Source organism: Salinisphaera sp. C84B14 (genome assembly GCF_040361435.1).
Classification (GTDB): domain Bacteria; phylum Pseudomonadota; class Gammaproteobacteria; order Nevskiales; family Salinisphaeraceae; genus Salinisphaera.
The window spans coordinates 45610-61612 of record NZ_APNL01000018.1; the positions used below are offsets into that span (position 1 = coordinate 45610).

17 protein-coding genes are annotated in these 16003 nt (G+C 63.5%); 7 read left to right on the forward strand and 10 right to left on the reverse strand.

Features of this window, described 5'->3' with window-relative positions; all coding sequences use genetic code 11:
* Positions 1–16: 16 nt before the first annotated feature.
* On the reverse strand, positions 17–1207 hold the full coding sequence (locus C84B14_RS14760) for an amino acid aminotransferase (RefSeq protein WP_353225215.1): 1191 nt from the start codon (positions 1205–1207) through the stop codon (positions 17–19).
* Between the two features lie 83 nt (positions 1208–1290).
* On the opposite strand from C84B14_RS14760, the gene C84B14_RS14765 reads away from it, so the two are divergent.
* Complete coding sequence (locus tag C84B14_RS14765) at positions 1291–3450, forward strand: ATP-dependent helicase (RefSeq protein ID WP_353225217.1); 2160 nt, start codon at positions 1291–1293, stop codon at positions 3448–3450.
* A 370-nt stretch (positions 3451–3820) separates the two neighbouring features.
* On the opposite strand, the gene C84B14_RS14770 is transcribed toward C84B14_RS14765, so the two are convergent.
* The gene (locus tag C84B14_RS14770; protein ID WP_353225219.1) at positions 3821–4264 is read right to left on the reverse strand and encodes a nucleoside deaminase; all 444 of its coding nucleotides are present in this window, start codon (positions 4262–4264) and stop codon (positions 3821–3823) included.
* 156 nt (positions 4265–4420) lie between these two features.
* On the opposite strand from C84B14_RS14770, the gene C84B14_RS14775 reads away from it, so the two are divergent.
* The 3 genes from C84B14_RS14775 to ligD (C84B14_RS14785) are packed head-to-tail and all read left to right on the forward strand — an operon-like array spanning position 4421 to position 6913.
* Complete coding sequence (locus C84B14_RS14775; protein WP_353225221.1) at positions 4421–5038, forward strand: DNA polymerase ligase N-terminal domain-containing protein; 618 nt, start codon at positions 4421–4423, stop codon at positions 5036–5038.
* On the forward strand, positions 5031–6044 hold the full coding sequence (gene ligD, locus C84B14_RS14780; RefSeq protein ID WP_353225223.1) for a non-homologous end-joining DNA ligase: 1014 nt from the start codon (positions 5031–5033) through the stop codon (positions 6042–6044). The genes C84B14_RS14775 and ligD (C84B14_RS14780) overlap by 8 nt, the downstream gene beginning before the upstream one ends.
* A complete protein-coding gene (ligD, locus tag C84B14_RS14785; protein WP_353225225.1) occupies positions 6041–6913 on the forward strand; it encodes a non-homologous end-joining DNA ligase in 873 nt (290 codons plus the stop codon). The genes ligD (C84B14_RS14780) and ligD (C84B14_RS14785) overlap by 4 nt, the downstream gene beginning before the upstream one ends.
* A 248-nt stretch (positions 6914–7161) precedes the next feature.
* On the opposite strand, the gene C84B14_RS14790 is transcribed toward ligD (C84B14_RS14785), so the two are convergent.
* From C84B14_RS14790 to C84B14_RS14815, 6 genes are all read right to left on the reverse strand, one after another.
* On the reverse strand, positions 7162–8082 hold the full coding sequence (locus C84B14_RS14790; protein ID WP_353225227.1) for an alpha/beta hydrolase: 921 nt from the start codon (positions 8080–8082) through the stop codon (positions 7162–7164).
* A 261-nt stretch (positions 8083–8343) separates the two neighbouring features.
* A complete protein-coding gene (locus tag C84B14_RS14795; RefSeq protein ID WP_353225229.1) occupies positions 8344–9774 on the reverse strand; it encodes a sodium/glutamate symporter in 1431 nt (476 codons plus the stop codon).
* 244 nt (positions 9775–10018) lie between these two features.
* Positions 10019–10120, reverse strand: a complete 102-nt coding sequence (locus C84B14_RS14800) for a Rho termination factor N-terminal domain-containing protein (RefSeq protein WP_348766377.1) — start codon at positions 10118–10120, stop codon at positions 10019–10021.
* Positions 10121–10356: 236 nt separating this feature from the next.
* Positions 10357–10788: a carboxymuconolactone decarboxylase family protein gene (locus C84B14_RS14805; RefSeq protein WP_353225231.1), complete on the reverse strand. Its 432-nt coding sequence runs from the start codon at positions 10786–10788 to the stop codon at positions 10357–10359.
* A 57-nt stretch (positions 10789–10845) separates the two neighbouring features.
* Positions 10846–11457: an FMN-dependent NADH-azoreductase gene (locus C84B14_RS14810; protein ID WP_353225233.1), complete on the reverse strand. Its 612-nt coding sequence runs from the start codon at positions 11455–11457 to the stop codon at positions 10846–10848.
* The gene (locus C84B14_RS14815; RefSeq protein WP_353225235.1) at positions 11454–11903 is read right to left on the reverse strand and encodes a GNAT family N-acetyltransferase; all 450 of its coding nucleotides are present in this window, start codon (positions 11901–11903) and stop codon (positions 11454–11456) included. The genes C84B14_RS14810 and C84B14_RS14815 overlap by 4 nt, the downstream gene beginning before the upstream one ends.
* A gap of 90 nt (positions 11904–11993) precedes the next feature.
* Here C84B14_RS14815 and pdxR point away from each other — a divergent pair, with 90 nt between their 5' ends.
* On the forward strand, positions 11994–13409 hold the full coding sequence (pdxR, locus tag C84B14_RS14820) for a MocR-like pyridoxine biosynthesis transcription factor PdxR (protein ID WP_353225237.1): 1416 nt from the start codon (positions 11994–11996) through the stop codon (positions 13407–13409).
* A 251-nt stretch (positions 13410–13660) separates the two neighbouring features.
* Here the strand turns inward: pdxR and ybaK are convergent, their stop codons facing one another.
* Positions 13661–14134 carry a Cys-tRNA(Pro) deacylase gene (gene ybaK, locus C84B14_RS14825; protein WP_353225239.1) on the reverse strand — a complete coding sequence of 158 codons (474 nt, stop codon included), beginning with the start codon at positions 14132–14134 and terminating at the stop codon, positions 13661–13663.
* A 55-nt stretch (positions 14135–14189) separates the two neighbouring features.
* On the opposite strand from ybaK, the gene C84B14_RS14830 reads away from it, so the two are divergent.
* Together C84B14_RS14830 and C84B14_RS14835 are read left to right on the forward strand one after the other, a co-directional pair.
* Entirely contained in the window at positions 14190–14501 is a 312-nt protein-coding gene (locus tag C84B14_RS14830) for a nucleotidyltransferase family protein (protein WP_348766371.1), read from the forward strand.
* Positions 14485–14838 carry a HepT-like ribonuclease domain-containing protein gene (locus C84B14_RS14835; protein ID WP_353225241.1) on the forward strand — a complete coding sequence of 118 codons (354 nt, stop codon included), beginning with the start codon at positions 14485–14487 and terminating at the stop codon, positions 14836–14838. The genes C84B14_RS14830 and C84B14_RS14835 overlap by 17 nt, the downstream gene beginning before the upstream one ends.
* A 59-nt stretch (positions 14839–14897) precedes the next feature.
* On the opposite strand, the gene moaA is transcribed toward C84B14_RS14835, so the two are convergent.
* Positions 14898–15956 carry a GTP 3',8-cyclase MoaA gene (moaA, locus tag C84B14_RS14840; RefSeq protein ID WP_353225243.1) on the reverse strand — a complete coding sequence of 353 codons (1059 nt, stop codon included), beginning with the start codon at positions 15954–15956 and terminating at the stop codon, positions 14898–14900.
* Positions 15957–16003: the final 47 nt, after the last annotated feature.

Sequence of the window (16003 nt, forward strand, 5' to 3'; positions counted from 1 at the left end):
CACGGCGTCAACGATTCTATTTCACGACGTCGGCAATCGCGTTGCAGACATACTCGAGGTTGGCGCTGTTGAGCCCGGCCACGTTCGCCCGGCCGGATTTGACCATGTAGATGCTGTGTTCGTCGCGCAGCTTTTCCACATGCTCGGGCTTGAGGCCGGTAAACGAGAACATGCCGCGCTGCTCGGCGACATGCGCGAAGCGCTGGTCGAGGCCATGCGGGGCGAGGCCTTTCACGAAGTCGTTGCGCAGGCCGTTGATACGCCCGCGCATTTCGTCGAGCTCTTCGCGCCACATCGTGGTCAGCTCATCCGAATTGAAGATGGTGGCCACGATCGCGCTGCCGTGCCCGGGCGGGTTGGAATAGTTCTCGCGCGCCGTGATCGCCAGCTGCGAGCGCACGTCGGCCATGTCGTCGGCGTCCTTGGCCACGGCGATGAAGCAGCCGGTGCGCTCGCGATAGATGCCGAAGTTCTTCGAGCAGGACTGGGTGATGAGCATCTCGTCGAGCGTGTTCGCCAGCAGACGCACGCCGTAGGCGTCTTCGTCCATGCCGTCGCCAAAGCCCTGGTAGGCAAAGTCGACCAGCGGCAGCAGCGCGCGCTCCTGCAGCACGGTCAGCACCTGTTGCCACTGATCCTGCGACAGGTCGAAGCCGGTCGGGTTGTGGCAGCAGGCATGCAGCAGCACCACGTCGCCCTGCGGAATCTGCTTGAGGGCGGCGAGCATGCCGTCGAAGTCGAGCCGGTTGTCGGCATCGACATAGGGATATTTTTCGATGTTCAGCCCGGCTGCGCCGAACACGCCCAGATGGTTGGGCCAGGTCGGGTCCGACAGCCAGATCGACTTGCCCGGCAGGTTGCTCTTGATGAAATCCGCGGCCAGACGCAGGGCGCCGGTACCGCCGGGCGACTGGGTGGCGCTGGCGCGATCGGCGGCCAGAACCTCGCTTTCGGCGCCGAACACGGTCTTGAGGATGTCCGCGCCGTATTCCGGATCGCCGTGCGAGCCGATATAGGCCTTGGTCTGTTCGTTGTCGATGAGCAGCTTCTCGGCTTGCTTGACCGCGCGCATGATCGGCGTACTGCCCTGCTCGTCGCGATAGACGCCCACCCCCAGGTCGACCTTGTTGGGGTTCTTGTCGTTCTTGAAGGCTTCGATCAGCCCGAGAATGGCATCGCCGGGCACTCGCTCAATCGATTCGAACATCGTTTTCCTCGTGTTTCGCTTCGCAACGCACAACGCGCGCGGGTGTTGCTCCGTAGTTTAACGTCTCGGCTGGCCGCTGCCGAATGTCGGTGCGGCTCGGCCTGCCCCGGGCACGCATCGCCGCGGCGGTGGGTCATGATCTGACCCACCGCCTGGGTCAGTCTGGGCGCATGTCCGATACGGCTTATCTCGACGATCTCAACGACGCCCAGCGCGAGGCCGTGACCCACGGCGTGCGCGTGGCGGGGCGTTTCGACTGCGACCCGCTGCTGGTGATTGCCGGCGCGGGCAGCGGCAAGACCCAGGCGCTGTCGCATCGTGCCGCGCATCTCGTTTTATCCGGCGTGGATCCGCGCCGCATTCTTTTGCTGACCTTTTCCCGTCGTGCCGCCGACGAAATGACCCGCCGTGCGCATGCGGTGGTGGACGCGGCGTTTGCGGCCCGCGGGCGTCGTACCGGCAGTCTGAAGTTGCCCTGGGCGGGTACGTTTCATGCCATCGGCGCACGGCTGCTGCGTGAAGAGGCCGGCGCACTCGGGCTGGACGAACAGTTCTCGATTCTGGATCGCGGCGACGCGGCCGATCTGCTCGACGTCTGCCGCCAGCGCCTGGATCTGGGCGCCGGCAAGACCCGCTTTCCGCGCAAGGACACCTGCCTGGGCATTTATTCGCAGGTGGTCAATCGCCAGGCCACGCTGGCGGACGTGCTGGCCACGCGCTACCCCTGGTGCGCAGAGCATCACGACGGCCTCAAGGCGCTGTTCGCGGCCTATACCGAACGCAAGCTCGCCCGGGCCACGCTCGACTATGACGACCTGCTGCTCTACTGGGCGATGATGATGGGCCACGACGCCCTGGCGGAGGCCGTGGCCGCACGCTTCGACCACGTGCTGGTGGACGAATATCAGGACACGAACATCCTCCAGGCGGCGATTTTGAAGCGCCTGTGCCCGGACGGTCGCGGGCTGTGCGTGGTGGGCGACGATGCCCAGGCGATCTACGGGTTCCGTGCTGCCGAAGTCGCCAATATTCTCGGTTTTGCCGATGATTATCCCGGCTGCATGACGGTACGCCTGGAGCGCAACTATCGCTCGACCGGCGCGATTCTCGATGCCGCCAACGCGCTTATCGGCGAGGCGAGCACCGGCTATCACAAGACCCTTTACAGCGATCGCGGCGCCGGTATGAAACCGCGCCATGTCACCGTGCGCGACAGCGTGGACGAAGCCCGTTACGTGGTCGACCGCGTGCTCGAGCGCCGCGAAACCGGCGTTGAGCTCAAGCAACAGGCGGTGCTGTTTCGTAATTCGCATCACGCCAACGACTTGGAGATCGAGCTGATCCGGCGCGATATCCCGTTTCGCAAATACGGCGGGCTGAAGTTCCTCGAAGCCGCGCATGTAAAGGATCTGCTCGCGCTGCTGCGCCTTGCCGAAAACCCGCGCGACGAGATCGCTGCCTATCGGGTATTCCAGCTCGTGCCCGGTGTCGGCCCCGGCACCGCCCGCCAGGCCTTCGAATACCTGCAAGCGCAGAACGACGCGTTGTCGGCCCTGGCCGGGTTTCGCCTGCCGCGCGGCGATCGCGACGTATGGCAGGCCCTGTCAGGCCAGCTGGCAGACGCGGTGCATGCCGACTGGCCGGCCGGCGTCGAACCGCTGGCGGCCTGGTACAAGCGCACCCTCGACGAACGCTTCGAGCCCCCGACCACGGCCCGGGCCGGCGATATCGACGACCTGATGCGTATGGCCAGCCAGCACGCCGATCGCGGCGCGTTCCTGACCGATCTCACGCTCGATCCGCCCTCGGCGACCGGGGATCACAACGACGATGCCCACCTCGACGAGGATTATCTGGTGCTATCGACCGTACACAGCGCCAAGGGGCGAGAGTTCGATAGCGTGTATCTGCTGCACGTGGCCGATGGCACCTTCCCGAACGAATATTCGACGTCCAGCGACGCCGCGCTCGATGAAGAACGCCGGCTGATGTACGTGGCCTTCACCCGGGCGAAGAACACGCTCGAGATCGTCTCGCCGCTGCGCTACTACGTCACCGAGCAGCATCGCCACGGCGACCGCCATGTTTATGGCGCGACCAGCCGTTTTCTCACCCCGCGCGTCATGCGCCATTTCGAGGCGGTGACCGACGGCGCGGTCGAAGCCGCCCGCACATCGGCAGCACAACCGCCGCGCCCGCCACAGATCGATATCGCGGGCCGCGCACGGGCGCTGTGGCAGTAAGCGTTTTGGCTAAAGCCCACCTTCCGGCCAGCCCCGCGCAAAGCACGCCGGCGCGACCACGCCAGGGTGTGCAGAGATTGCTCAGGGGAGCTCTGCATAACCTCTCGCGGATCGCGTTCGCGTGCTCACAGACGGTGCGGCAAGGCGTCCAGGCGCAGCGCCTGCCTTATTGGCAGGTCAAGCTTGGCAACGCGGCCGCGGCGTCTGTGAGGCCGACCCCTTTCGGGGCCGGGGCTTTGCGCGCGCTTGATCGGCGTCAGCGTTCGCTACCGTGAACTTGCTTATTGGCTTGGGCACGCTACGCTCTCACTTGTCTGTCAATCGCGCGCAACGCACCTGGCGCGACTGCGACAGGTTGTGCAGAGCTTTCCTAAACGCCGATATCCTCGTTCCAGAGATCCGGGCGCTCGCGCATGAAGTCGACCATCAACTGGCGACAGCCGGCATCGCCCAGCACCTCGACTTCGACGCCGCGTTCGGCCAGCAGGGTTTCTTCACCCATGAAGCTTTCGTTTTCGCCAATCACCACGCGCGGGATGCCGTAGAGCAGAATCGCGCCGGTACACATGGCACAGGGCGAGAGCGTGGTGTAGAGCGTGACGTCCTTGTAGAACGACCCGGGGCGGCGGCCGGTGGCTTCGAGCGCGTCCATTTCCGCGTGCAGGATGGCGCTATCGCGCTGTACGCGGCGGTTATGGCCGGCACCGACCACCTCGCCGTTGCGTACCAGTACGCAGCCGATGGGCACGCCGCCTTCGTCCAGGCCCAGCTGTGCCTGTGCCAGGGCCTGGGCCATGTAATCGCTGTGGTTCATCGCAAAAGATCCGCAAAAGCGCGAGTTTAGGCGCTCAAGCGCTGGCAGGCGAGCGAGCCGGTGCTGCACGCCCGCGCGCCTGCATATGAGTAAAACTGCGAATAGCCGGGACGCGCGCAAGCCGCTATCAATCGTGTATCAAGCAAGAGAGTCGACATGACCACACAAGACAAGCTTGCCCGCTATCGTGATCGCCGGGATCCCGAGCGCAGCCCGGAGCCGTCGGGCAGGGCCGGCGTGGGCAAGGGCGGCGCTCGGCCGATTTTCGTGATCCAGAAGCACGACGCCTCCACGCTGCACTACGATTTCCGGCTTGAGATCGACGGCGTGCTCAAGTCGTGGGCCGTGCCCAAAGGCCCTTCGACCGACCCGCGCGAAAAGCGCCTGGCGGTGGAAACCGAGGACCACCCGCTCGACTATGCCGATTTCGAAGGCGTGATTCCCGGCGATCAATACGGCGGCGGCACGGTGCTGGTCTGGGATACGGGGCCTTTCGAGAACGCCAAGCGCGACAACGACGGCCGTATCGAAAAAAGCCTGGCCGACTGTTTTGCCGACGGCCATCTCACCGTGGTGCTGCACGGGGAGAAAATAAGCGGCGGCTATTCGCTGACCCATTTTCGCAGCGAAAACGGCAAGCGCCAGTGGCTGCTGGTGAAAATGGATGATGATGCGGCCGATGCCCGCCGCAACCCGGTGAACACCGAGCCCGACTCGGTCTTGAGCGATCGCGGTCTGGCCGACATCGCCGCGCAGGGGCCGGACAATGACTGACTGGCGCGATGAATTGCCCGAGCGCGTGCTTGACGATACGCGCAACCTGACCATGCCGCGGCGCTTCGAGCCGATGCTGGCCACGCTGTCCGATACGCCGTTTTCGGACGCGGAGTGGATATTCGAACGCAAGCTCGACGGCATTCGCCTGCTGGTCTTTCGCGACGGCGATCACGTGGAGCTGCTCACCCGCAACGGCCAGTCGCGTACCGACCATTTCCCCGAGTTGGTGGCGTGTTTTGCCCAGCAGCCGCATCGGCGCTTCGTGCTCGACGGCGAAGTGGTGGCCTTCGACGGCAAGGTCACCAGTTTCTCGCGTCTTCAGCAGCGTGCCGGCATCAGCGACCCCGAGGCCGCAAAGGCCAGTGGGGTGGCCGTGTATTTCTATGCCTTCGACTGCCCCTGGCTGGACGGACTGGATTTGCGCCGCGTGGCGCTGCGCGATCGCAAGCAGCTGCTGCGCAGCCAGTTCGACTTTGGCAAGGCGCTGCGCTATACCGCGCATCGCAATGCCTGCGGCGAAGACTATCTCGCCGAAGCACGGGCCAAAGGCTGGGAAGGCATTCTTGCCAAACAAGCCGACAGCCCCTATCGCTGCGGACGCTCCCGGCGCTGGCTCAAGCTCAAGTGTAGCCGTGGCCAAGAGCTGGTCATCGGCGGCTTTACCGAGCCGCAGGGCAGCCGTAGCGGTCTCGGCGCGTTGTTGGTCGGTTATTACGATAACGGTGATCTGCACTATGCCGGCCGGGTCGGCACCGGTTTCGACGAAGACGAACTGGCGCGTCTGCGCCGGTCGCTTGAGGCCATCGAACGCAAGACCTCACCCTTCATCGACCCGGGCGCCCAGCAGGCCGGCGTGCACTGGGTCACGCCGGAGCGCGTGGCAGAGTTCGCCTTTACCGAATGGACGGACGACGGCCGGCTGCGCCACCCGAGCTATCTTGGCGAACGCGACGACAAGGACGCACGCGAAGTCGTACGCGAACAGCCCGAAAGCGCACCATGAGTATCGAAATCGACAACGCCGACAAGCTGTTCTACCCGGATGCCGGTTATACGAAGGCCGATCTTGTCGACTACTACCAGCGGATCGCCGCCCAGATGCTGCCGCTGATCGAGGGCCGGCCGTTGACGCTGCACCGTTTTCCGGACGGCATCGACGGCGTGAACTTCATCCAGAAAAGCGTTCAGGACCACTATCCGGACTGGATCGAGCGGGTGACCGTCGATAAGGAAGACGGCGAGATTACCCACGCCCTGGCGCCCGATGCCGATACGCTGGCCTGGTTGGTCGACCAGGGCACGATTGCCTTTCATGTCTGGCTCTCGCGCGCCGACACGCCGCACCATCCGGACCGGCTGATCTTCGACCTGGACCCGCCCGGCGACGATTTCCGCCTCGTGATCAAGGCAGCGCGTTGCCTACGGAAACGTCTGCACGACCTCGATCTTCAGGCGTTCGTGATGACGACCGGCTCCTCCGGCCTGCATGTTGTCGTACCCCTGGATCGCAGCGCCGACTTCGACACGGTTCGCGATTTTGCCGAGCGGATTGCCGAAGGCCTTGCGGCCGATCATCCCGACGAGTTCACGACCGCGCATCGCAAGGACAAGCGGCGGGGCCGGCTGTATCTGGATATTCGGCGCAATGCCTACGCCCAGACCGGTATCGCGCCGTATTCGCTACGCGCAAAACCCGGCGCGCCCATCGCCACGCCGCTGGATTGGGATGAACTTGGCGACGCCAAGATCGGCCCGCAGCGCTTTCATCTGGGCAATATCTTTCGCCGGCTTGCGCAGCGGGATTGCCCCTGGGCCGGTATCGACCGCCAGGCACAAAGTCTGACGCCCGCGATTCGCCGGCTGGATGATTGATGCCCGCGGCGAACGGCTGGGCCGGTAGGCCGCGGACGTAAGAAAAGACGGTGCCAGAACAGGACGACCGCCGGGGCGCGTTCCCATCCGTGCAGGTTGGCTTGAGCCGAAGGCCGTAAGCCAACACGGCAACGCCTGTCTGCCCGGCTCGGCGCGTGGGGCGGACCGGCTCCGCCGGCTGCGTTCTTTGTTGGATTACGCTGCGCTAATCCAACCTACGCCCTGCTTGGTCGTCGCCTGCTATCCGCCTACGCGACGCGATCGGCGTCATGTGTGGGTTGCGGCACCAGCGCGCGCAGAAAATCGAGCTGCAGGCCGATGTTCGTTTCGTACCAAGGTGGCAGGTACGGATCGAAGTGGTTGGCGTCGATCGTCTTTATGGTGACGCTATCCGATGCCTGGGCTGCCACCCGGCGTTGGTCGAAGGGTGCGACCGTATCCCGTGTCGCGCCGATGATCAGTGTGGGAATACGAATGGATTTCAAATGCTTGAACGGGCGATAGAAGCCCATGGTGGCAAGCGAAGCGGCCGACACGCGGTTGTCGTATTCCGCGTCGAGATGCGAGGCGATCCAGGCATCTATTCGCCAGGCCCCGTCCCGGTCCATGGAGGCATACTCGCCTTTCGGGGCGATGATCGGGATGTAATGGGTACGCCCTTTGCTGGCGAAGTCGCGCACCATGTCCAGCCCGAATCGCAGCATGCGTGGGGCCGGTACCGCGGTCACCGCGCGTAGGCCGTCGAGCATCGGCACCTGGGCGATCGCAGCGTAAAGCTCGGGATGGGTGGTCGCGATCTTGACTACGTGGCCGCCGCCGAACGACGTGCCCCAGAGGATGATCCGGCGATCATCGACTTCCTCCAGTGTGCGCACGTGGGCGATTGCGCGCTCGACCACTTGCTCGCGCTTCCAAGGGTTGATGGTGTGGCGTGGCTCGCCCTCGCTGTCGCCCCAGCCGGGGTAATCGAAGGTCAGAACCGCGAATCCGGCGTCGTTGAACGCTTCGATGAAGGGCGTGACCAGCAATAGCTGGGTACCGCCCCAGCCATGCACCATGACAATCGTCGGGTAGGGGGCGTTATCGCCGCTATCGGGCACATGCAGCGTGGCCGCGCAGTTCGCGCCCTGGCTCTTGAAGGGGACGTTTCGTTTTTTGTGCGAACCCATGCGTGCTCCCTGTTCGCGTCATCGGCCCTGTTCAGCGCGGGTCGCGCAGGCCAGGGCGGCGCATATGCAAAAATTATTATTTTCTGATAATACGCCAAGCGTGGAAAAGGCACGAGCGCGAATCGCCCTGTAGTTCGCCGGCCGTGTGCAGCCCTGCATCTGGGCTGCCCGCCGCGTTGAAGGGCCAGGCAGCCTGGTCGGCCACGCCGCTACGCTGTTCAGGCGTGCGGCGTGGCGTTGTCAAACGAGGCGGCGCTCGCGTTAGTAGTCCTGCTTCAAGCGCCCGAAGTAGAGCAGCCCGGAGCCGATGCCCAGGACCACGAGTGCGAGCATCACGGCAAAGAACGGCCAGGGGCCGAAGTTGTAGATGATGGGCAGGGACAGGCCGGTCACGAGGCCGCCGCCAAAGAAGGGCTCGAACACCATCTGCTTGTAGCCGAAGGCCTCGTAGGCCGGGGTCTTGTTGTCCGGATCGGCGATCTTCATGAGGATCAGGCCGGTGGCGGTCACACCCATGGACTGGCCGATATCGCCGATGCCGCGCTCGAACCAGTACTTCGGGATGACCCGCGGTGCGAGCCACAGGAACATGCCCACGTTCCAGGCGATGCCGGCCATACCGAGCATCAGGAAAGCCGCCCAGTGATCGGCGATCACCGTCAGCGACAGACTGGCGATGGCGGCGGCGATGAGCAGATCCAGCGCGAAGCCCTGGATGCGCTCCATCAGGCCGCGATCGAGCAGGTTGTGTTTGTCGAAGCGCGTGAGAATCTGTTGTACGACCAGACCGCCGATCATGGCCAGCGGGAACAGCGGCACGGCACTGAGCAGTTCGATGCCGTTCTCGCCTGCGCCCCAGGTCACGCTCTCGACCCAGCTCATGGCTTCGAGAATGCCCAGGCCCACGAGAATGGCCATGGCGATGAAGCTGAAATGCAGGGTCAACGGTTCGATCGACTCCGAGCGTACCGTCATGTTACCGGCCGATAACGGGCGATCGTCGTGGGGAACCAGACCCCGGCGCTGATCGTGCGGGATGCTGGCGACGCTCTTGTCGAGCACGGCACTCTTGCCGGTACGCACGCCCCAGTTGATCAGGATGATGCCGAACACGATGCCCGACACCACGCCGACCGTGGCCATGCCCACCGCCAGATCGGCGCCGTCGGCAAAGCCGAGTTCGGCAAACGTGCCCTGCAGGCCGGCCGCGGTGCCGTGGCCGCCTTCGAAGCCGATTTCGATCAGTGCACCGGCCATGATCGGCACGCCGAAAAACGGTGCCAGAACGAGGGCAGCGATAAGAATACCGATGACGTACTGACCGGCGCCCAGGGTGATGCCGAAGGCCAGCTGCGGCCCGGCCAGGCTCCAGACGCGATTGAAGTTGGGCAGCGGCACGCCGAGCAGCAACGTGGCGAACACCACGTTGATCAGCAATCCGGGCAGGTCACTCCATATCGAAAGCATGGATTCGGGAATTGCCCCCTGCGCGAGCGCTGCTTCCTCACCGCCCACCGCACGCGCGATGGCGCCGAGTACGCCGGGGCCCAGAATCAGCCCGATGGCGCCGGCCAGAATCGAGGCCGGTAGAAACAGTTTCTGGGCCGGCGCCCAGTGCATGCGCACCCATTTGCCGGCGTAGAGCAATATCGCCAGCATGAGCAAGGAAAAACCAATCTGATCGGCCGTCATGAAGCCCCCTGTTTTATCGGTGTGCTTGTTGTTGTCGTGATGTCGTTGGAATCCGGCCCGCCAACGGCTCGGCCCGCGAACCGTTGCCGGCGCGGGCACCCCTGGCTGTCAGCGTAGTCTGTTCCATGGCACAGGCAAACGCAGCTTTCGTGCCGATGCGCCCGGTTTGTGGTCAATCCCCAAGCGGTCGAGTTTGAACGAATATAACCCGCTAAAGATAAAAGAAATTTTATTTCATTAGTCTTTAGTCGACGTCGATCGCGGCGGCCAGTTCTTCTTTCGTCATGCGGCTGCGGCCTTTGATATCGAGCTGCTGAGCGCGATCGTAGAGCTCGTCGCGCGTCATCTCGGTGCCTGCCAGGGCGCAGTCGCCCGGTTTATTCGCTTTCTTATTCGATTTCTGCGGTTTGTTCTTGGACGACTATGATTGAAAGTGGACCGCTACGCAGTCCGCAAATAACCCGAGATGACGTGAGTGCCTGACGCACCGATTGCCTGCCCGGGTGTGGATATCGCCACGAGAACGGATCGCTCGGTTGAAACCGCGGTCGGTTTCCGGACGTGAGCGAACGTGCCGATCGATTAAAGACGCAGGCCGACAGCCAGCCGATTGAAGGCGTTCATGAGTGCGACCGAAATCGTCAGATCCGAGATTTCGGCATCGCTGAAGTACGATTTGAGTGCTTCGTAATCGACATCCGGAGCAGCCGTTGCCTCGACATGGGTCAGCGATTCCGCCCAGGCAAGCGCGGCGCGTTCTGTATGGTCAAAACGCGGGCTGACGCGCCACCCGGCCACGCTGTCGATCTTGGCGTTTTCGACGCCGCGCCTGCGCAGTGCCTGAGAATGCATCTGGGTACAGTAGGAACAGCCGTTGATCTGCGACACGCGCAGGTGGGTCAATTCGATCAAGCATGGGTCGAGCGGGCCGTCCGCCAGGGCTTTTTTGGTCTGCAAAAGCCCCTGGTAGGCAGCAGCGGACAGTTCGTTATACGGCAGGCGAAGTGCGTTCATGACGATCTCGTGGTGTTGGATGGGCGGTTGGCGAGGGTGGTGCAGGCCGGCGAAGGGTCAGGCGGGCTGATCCAGCAAACCGGCGCTGCGCAGCTGATCACGCACGGCGTCGAGCGTTGTGGCAATCGTTGCCGCGTCGCACGTCAGCCCTTGCAGGTAATGGAAGGTGACATCGCGAATCCCGATGGTGGCCAGCACCTGCTGCACGTAGGGCGAAAGGAAATCGGGCTGGGCGTGTGTGCCGCGGTGAAAGCCGCCGGAGCTGACCAGCACGGTGGTCGGGCGATCGGCCAGTAAACCCGCTTTGCCTTGTGCAGTCGGCGCGAAGCTGCGGTGAATACGCACCACGTAATCGATCCAGAGCTTGAACGCGGCCGGCACGGCGAAGTTGTGCATGGGCAGGGCGATCAGGGTGCGATCGCTGCGCTCGAGTTCGCCGATCAAATGCTCGGACAGGGTAAATCGGGCGTCATTTGTCGCTGCATTACCCGTCAGCGCGGCGGCATATCCGGCGTCGAGCGGTGGTAATGCCGGGCAGGTCAGATCGCGTTCGAGGACGGCTGCCTGCGCATCATGACGCGAGATGTGCCGGAGTATCTCCTGTGCGAGCCGGTAGCCGTGTGCTTGCCCACGATGCGGGCTGCAATGAACGAATAGCGTGCACGTCATGTCGCGTCACCGGCGTCGAGATCTTCGTAGAAGCCGATGCTTCGGGTCAGCATCCCCTGGCGGAAATAAAAGCGCTGCGCGCGTGCCATGCCGAGCCCGGTATCGAGCACCAGTTGCCGGCAGTCGCGGGCACGCGCCTCATTACGAACAAAGTCGAGCAGCTGTGCGCCTACGGCGCCACCTCGGTAGTCCGACCGCACGACAAGATCGTCGACGAACAGAAAACGCCCGTTCATCAGGTTTTCCTGTATGCGATAACCGATCAGGCCGATCGCCGTGTCGGCATATCCGGCCGCCACCAACCGATAGCCGTCGTGTATCTGGCGTTGCACCTGGGCCGCGAATGTCGCGGCGTCGGCTAAATGCGGGCGTAGCTCGCGCATCACGGCAAAGCAGTGCCGGCAGTCCTGTTCGTTCGTCACCGCCTTGAAATGCAATGGCGTCATCGGTTGTCTCCAGTCATGAGGCCGTGACTTTAGGCTCGACATGACCCATGCGACAGAGCCAAGATTGGGTAGGTTGACCGGGACATCTGCATGCACCGCCTGGAACTGAGCCCGGATCGTTTTTCGACGACACCGCTTCACCGACAGCTCTACCACCGCGTTCGAGATGCGATCGCCGGCGGCCGTCTGAAGCCGGGGGATCGCGTGCCGTCGATACGCAGTCTGGCCAGTGAGCTCAACCTGTCTCGCGGCACGGTGGAGCTGGCGTATCAGACGCTGGCCAGCGAAGGCTATCTGCTGTCGCGCGGTGCGGCGGGCACCGTGGTTTCGCCGCAGATCATTCCCGCTCGGGTCGCGCGTGCCACGGCGTCGCGCCCGGGCGCCGACGTTGCGATAGCTGAGCCGACGCCTACGGGCCCACAACCCTTTCAACTGGGTCTGCCAGCGCTCGACGCGGTACCCACCCGGCTATGGCAACGGTTGATGACGCGTCGTCTACGCGCGATGGATGTCGCCGCGCTCGACTATCCCGATCGGCAGGGCAAGTCCGAGCTACGCAATGCGCTGGCCGCGTATCTCGGCGTATCGCGCGGCATCGCCTGTGACCCCGATCAGATCATTATCACCGCCGGCTACTGCGAGGCTCTAACCCTCATCTGCCGAACGTTGTTGCAAACCGGCGATCGCGGCTGGTTCGAGGAGCCAGGTTATTTTCAGGCCCGCGCTACGCTGCAAGCAGCCGGCATTTCTCTGACGCCGCTCGAAGTGGATGCGCAGGGCCTGAATGTGGAGAGCGCCCGGCGGCAGGCAGGCTATGCCCGTGTCGCGGTCGTCACCCCCACCCACCAAAGCCCGACCGGCGTATCGCTATCCCTGCCGCGTCGACTGGCGCTGCTCGAATGGGCGCGCGAGAACAAGGCCTGGATCATCGAGGACGACTACGACAGCGAATATCGCTATCACGGCCGTCCGCTACCGGCATTGAAAAGCCTCGATCACGACGGTCGCGTGCTCTATGCCGGTACGTTCAGCAAAGTGCTGTTCCCCGGTATCCGACTGGCCTATCTGGTGGTGCCGCGAGCCGAGATCGTGTGCTTTCAAGCCGTGCTGCAACGATACGGCCACGGCTGCCCAGAGCTGTCACAGGCCGCCCTGGCCGATTTCATCGAGCAAGGCCATTTCGCGCGCCATCTCAAGCGTATGCGCGCCCTCTACGCCCAGCGCCGCGAGTACCTGCAAAAAGCGTTGGCGGCCCGGTTCGGCGATCGCCTGCGTATCGATTCACAGGCGGGTGGAATGCACCTGCTCGCACGGCTCGACGGCGAAGATAGCGACGTCGAACTGGCCGAGCGCGCCCAGCGCCAAGGTCTGAACATCCAAGCGCTGTCGACATGGTGCGCAGGCCCCACAGCCCAGAGCGGCTTACTGCTCGGCTTTACCAATATCGTGTCGGCAAATGAAGCGGGCCGTCTTGTTGACTCTCTCAAGCAGGCGTTCGACGGCTGACGCGACACGGCCGTTCCCGGAAGCGGAGTAGCCATCGGACCCGATGCCGTAGTGCAGCGGGTAATCACCGCAGCAATGGCGATAACCTTAATCGATATACGGTGGCTGGAATCGTGCTCATTGCGATAGTCGCCGAGCCGAACCGCGCAAGGCTCGCACGACAACTCAACCGACGATGCAGGGGCAGGCGTCGCGGTCGAAAATTCTGGGTTCGACCATAGCAGGCCGGTGGCCGGCTGCCATGCGGCGGACTACGCAGTATCGGCGATGGCGACAAAGCCGGCGTCGATCATCTCCGCCAGGGCGAACGGTTCGATCTCGATTTCCAGCCCGCGCCGGCCGCCGCTGATGAAGATGGTGTCGAATGCGATCGCGGATTCGTCGATGAAGCTGGCCAGCGGTTTCTTCTGGCCCAGCGGGCTGACACCACCGAGTACGTACCCCGTGGTCTTTTCGACTTTCGTGCGTTCGGCCATGAAGGCCTTTTTCGCGCTTGCCGCGGCGGCCAGGCTTTTCATATGCAGCCGGCCCGATACGGGCACGATGGCCACCACCAGTTCGTGGTTGTCGAGTTCGGCGACAAGCGTCTTGAACACCTGCTCGGGTACTACGCCGAGCTGTTCTGACGCGTCGATGCCGTAATCGCTATGCGCGGTGGTGTGCTCGTACTGATGCAGCTGGTAGTGGACGTTGTATGCGTCCAGAAGTTGAGTCGCAGGTGTCATGGGCTCGACGCGGGTCCGGTATTCTTTTCGAACGGTGCCCTAGTATTCTAAGCTCATGAATATCGTCGATAGACATGCAGACGATTTGGCCCGCATCGCTCGCCGCCACGGCGTGAAGCGGTTGGAGCTTTTTGGCTCCGCTGCGCGTGGGGATTTTGATTCGCAGGCCAGCGATCTCGATTTTCTGGTCGAGTTCGGCCCGGAGCCGCCGGGGGGCGTGGCGCATGCGTATTTCGACCTTCTCGATGCGCTTACCGATCTGTTCGGCCGGCGTATTGATCTGGTAAGCAGTCGCGCGATTCGCAATCCCTATTTGCTGGCGAGCATTAACGAAACCCGGCGTTCCGTGTATGACGCGCAGGCCTGAGACGTACATCTACGACGCATTGCAGGCCGCCAACGCCATTGAGGCGTTCGTCGTCGGCCAGGGCTATGCGGATTATCAAGAAAGCGCGCTATTGCGTTCTGCCGTAGAGCGGCAGTTCGAAATCATCGGCGAAGCGTTGAATCGGCTAAGACAGCTGGATGTCGAGCTGTTCGCGCGCGTTCGAGGCGGGCGTCAGGCCATTGGCCTGCGCAACATTCTGATACACGGGTATGCGAGTGTGGATGACGCGATCGTCTGGGCAACTCTCGAACAGGATTTGCCGCTGATGCAGGTAGACCTGGAAACGTTGATAGCCTCAAACCCGAGCGATCAATAAAGCACTCGTTTGAGATCTAGGCTGCTCGGGTAAACAGCGCGGCGTTGCAGCTGAGTTCCTCAACCCCCGATATACGACATCTCCACCTTGCCGTCGGCATCGCCGCGGCGGTTGGCGGTTTCTTCGCCGCGCTGTTCGGAATAGCGGTCGTCGCGGGCGGTCCAGATGCCGGCCAGCAGTGCGCGCAGTTCGTCGTCGCTCGCGCCCGAGCGCAGCGGGGTGCGCAGGTCGCGCCCGTGGACGCCGAACAGGCAGGTATAGAGTTCGCCGATGGCCGACAACCGTGCCCGGGTGCAGCCGCCGCAAAACGGCTGCGATACCGAGGCGATAATGCCGATCTCGCCGGCGCCGTCGTCGTAGACCCAGCGGTTGGCGGTTTCGCCGGACACGTTGGCGGGCAGGCGGCGGATGGCGTGGCGGGTTCGAATCGTTTCCACGATTTCGCGGGCGGTGACGACTTCTTCCATGCGCCAGCCGTTGGAGGTGCCCACGTCCATGAATTCGATGAAGCGCAGCACCACGTCGGAATGGCGGAACTGCTCGACCATGGGCAGGATCTGGTCTTCGTTTACACCGCGCTGGATCACGCAGTTGACCTTGACCGGCGTCAGGCCGGCGGCCTGGGCGTTGTCGATGGCGGTGAGCACTTTCGAGGCCGGGTAGCCGACATCGTTGATGGCCTTGAACACGTCGTCGTCGATGGCGTCCAGACTGAGCGTGACCCGGTTCACGCCGGCGGCTTTGAGTTCGCGGGCGCGCTGTTCTGTGAGCAGCGAGCCGTTGGTGGTCAGGCAGATGTCGTCGATGCCGTCGATCGCCGCCAGCCGTGCAATCAGCACGTCGATATCTCGGCGCAGCAGCGGCTCGCCGCCGGTCAGGCGCAGCTTGGTCACGCCGAGGCTGGCTGCGATACGCGCGAGGCGCTCGATTTCTTCGAAATCCAGCAGTTCGCGACGCGGCAGAAACAGATGTTCGCTGCCGAACAGCTCGCGCGGCATGCAGTAGGTGCAGCGAAAGTTGCAGCGATCGGTCAGCGAGATGCGCAGATCCTGAAGCGGGCGCGCGTACCGATCGGCAACGGCGGGCGCCGCGGCGTTTGCTTGGTGGGAGACAGTCATCACCCGAACATAATCAGGGTTACTCGTCGCCGTCTCAAGCGCTATGT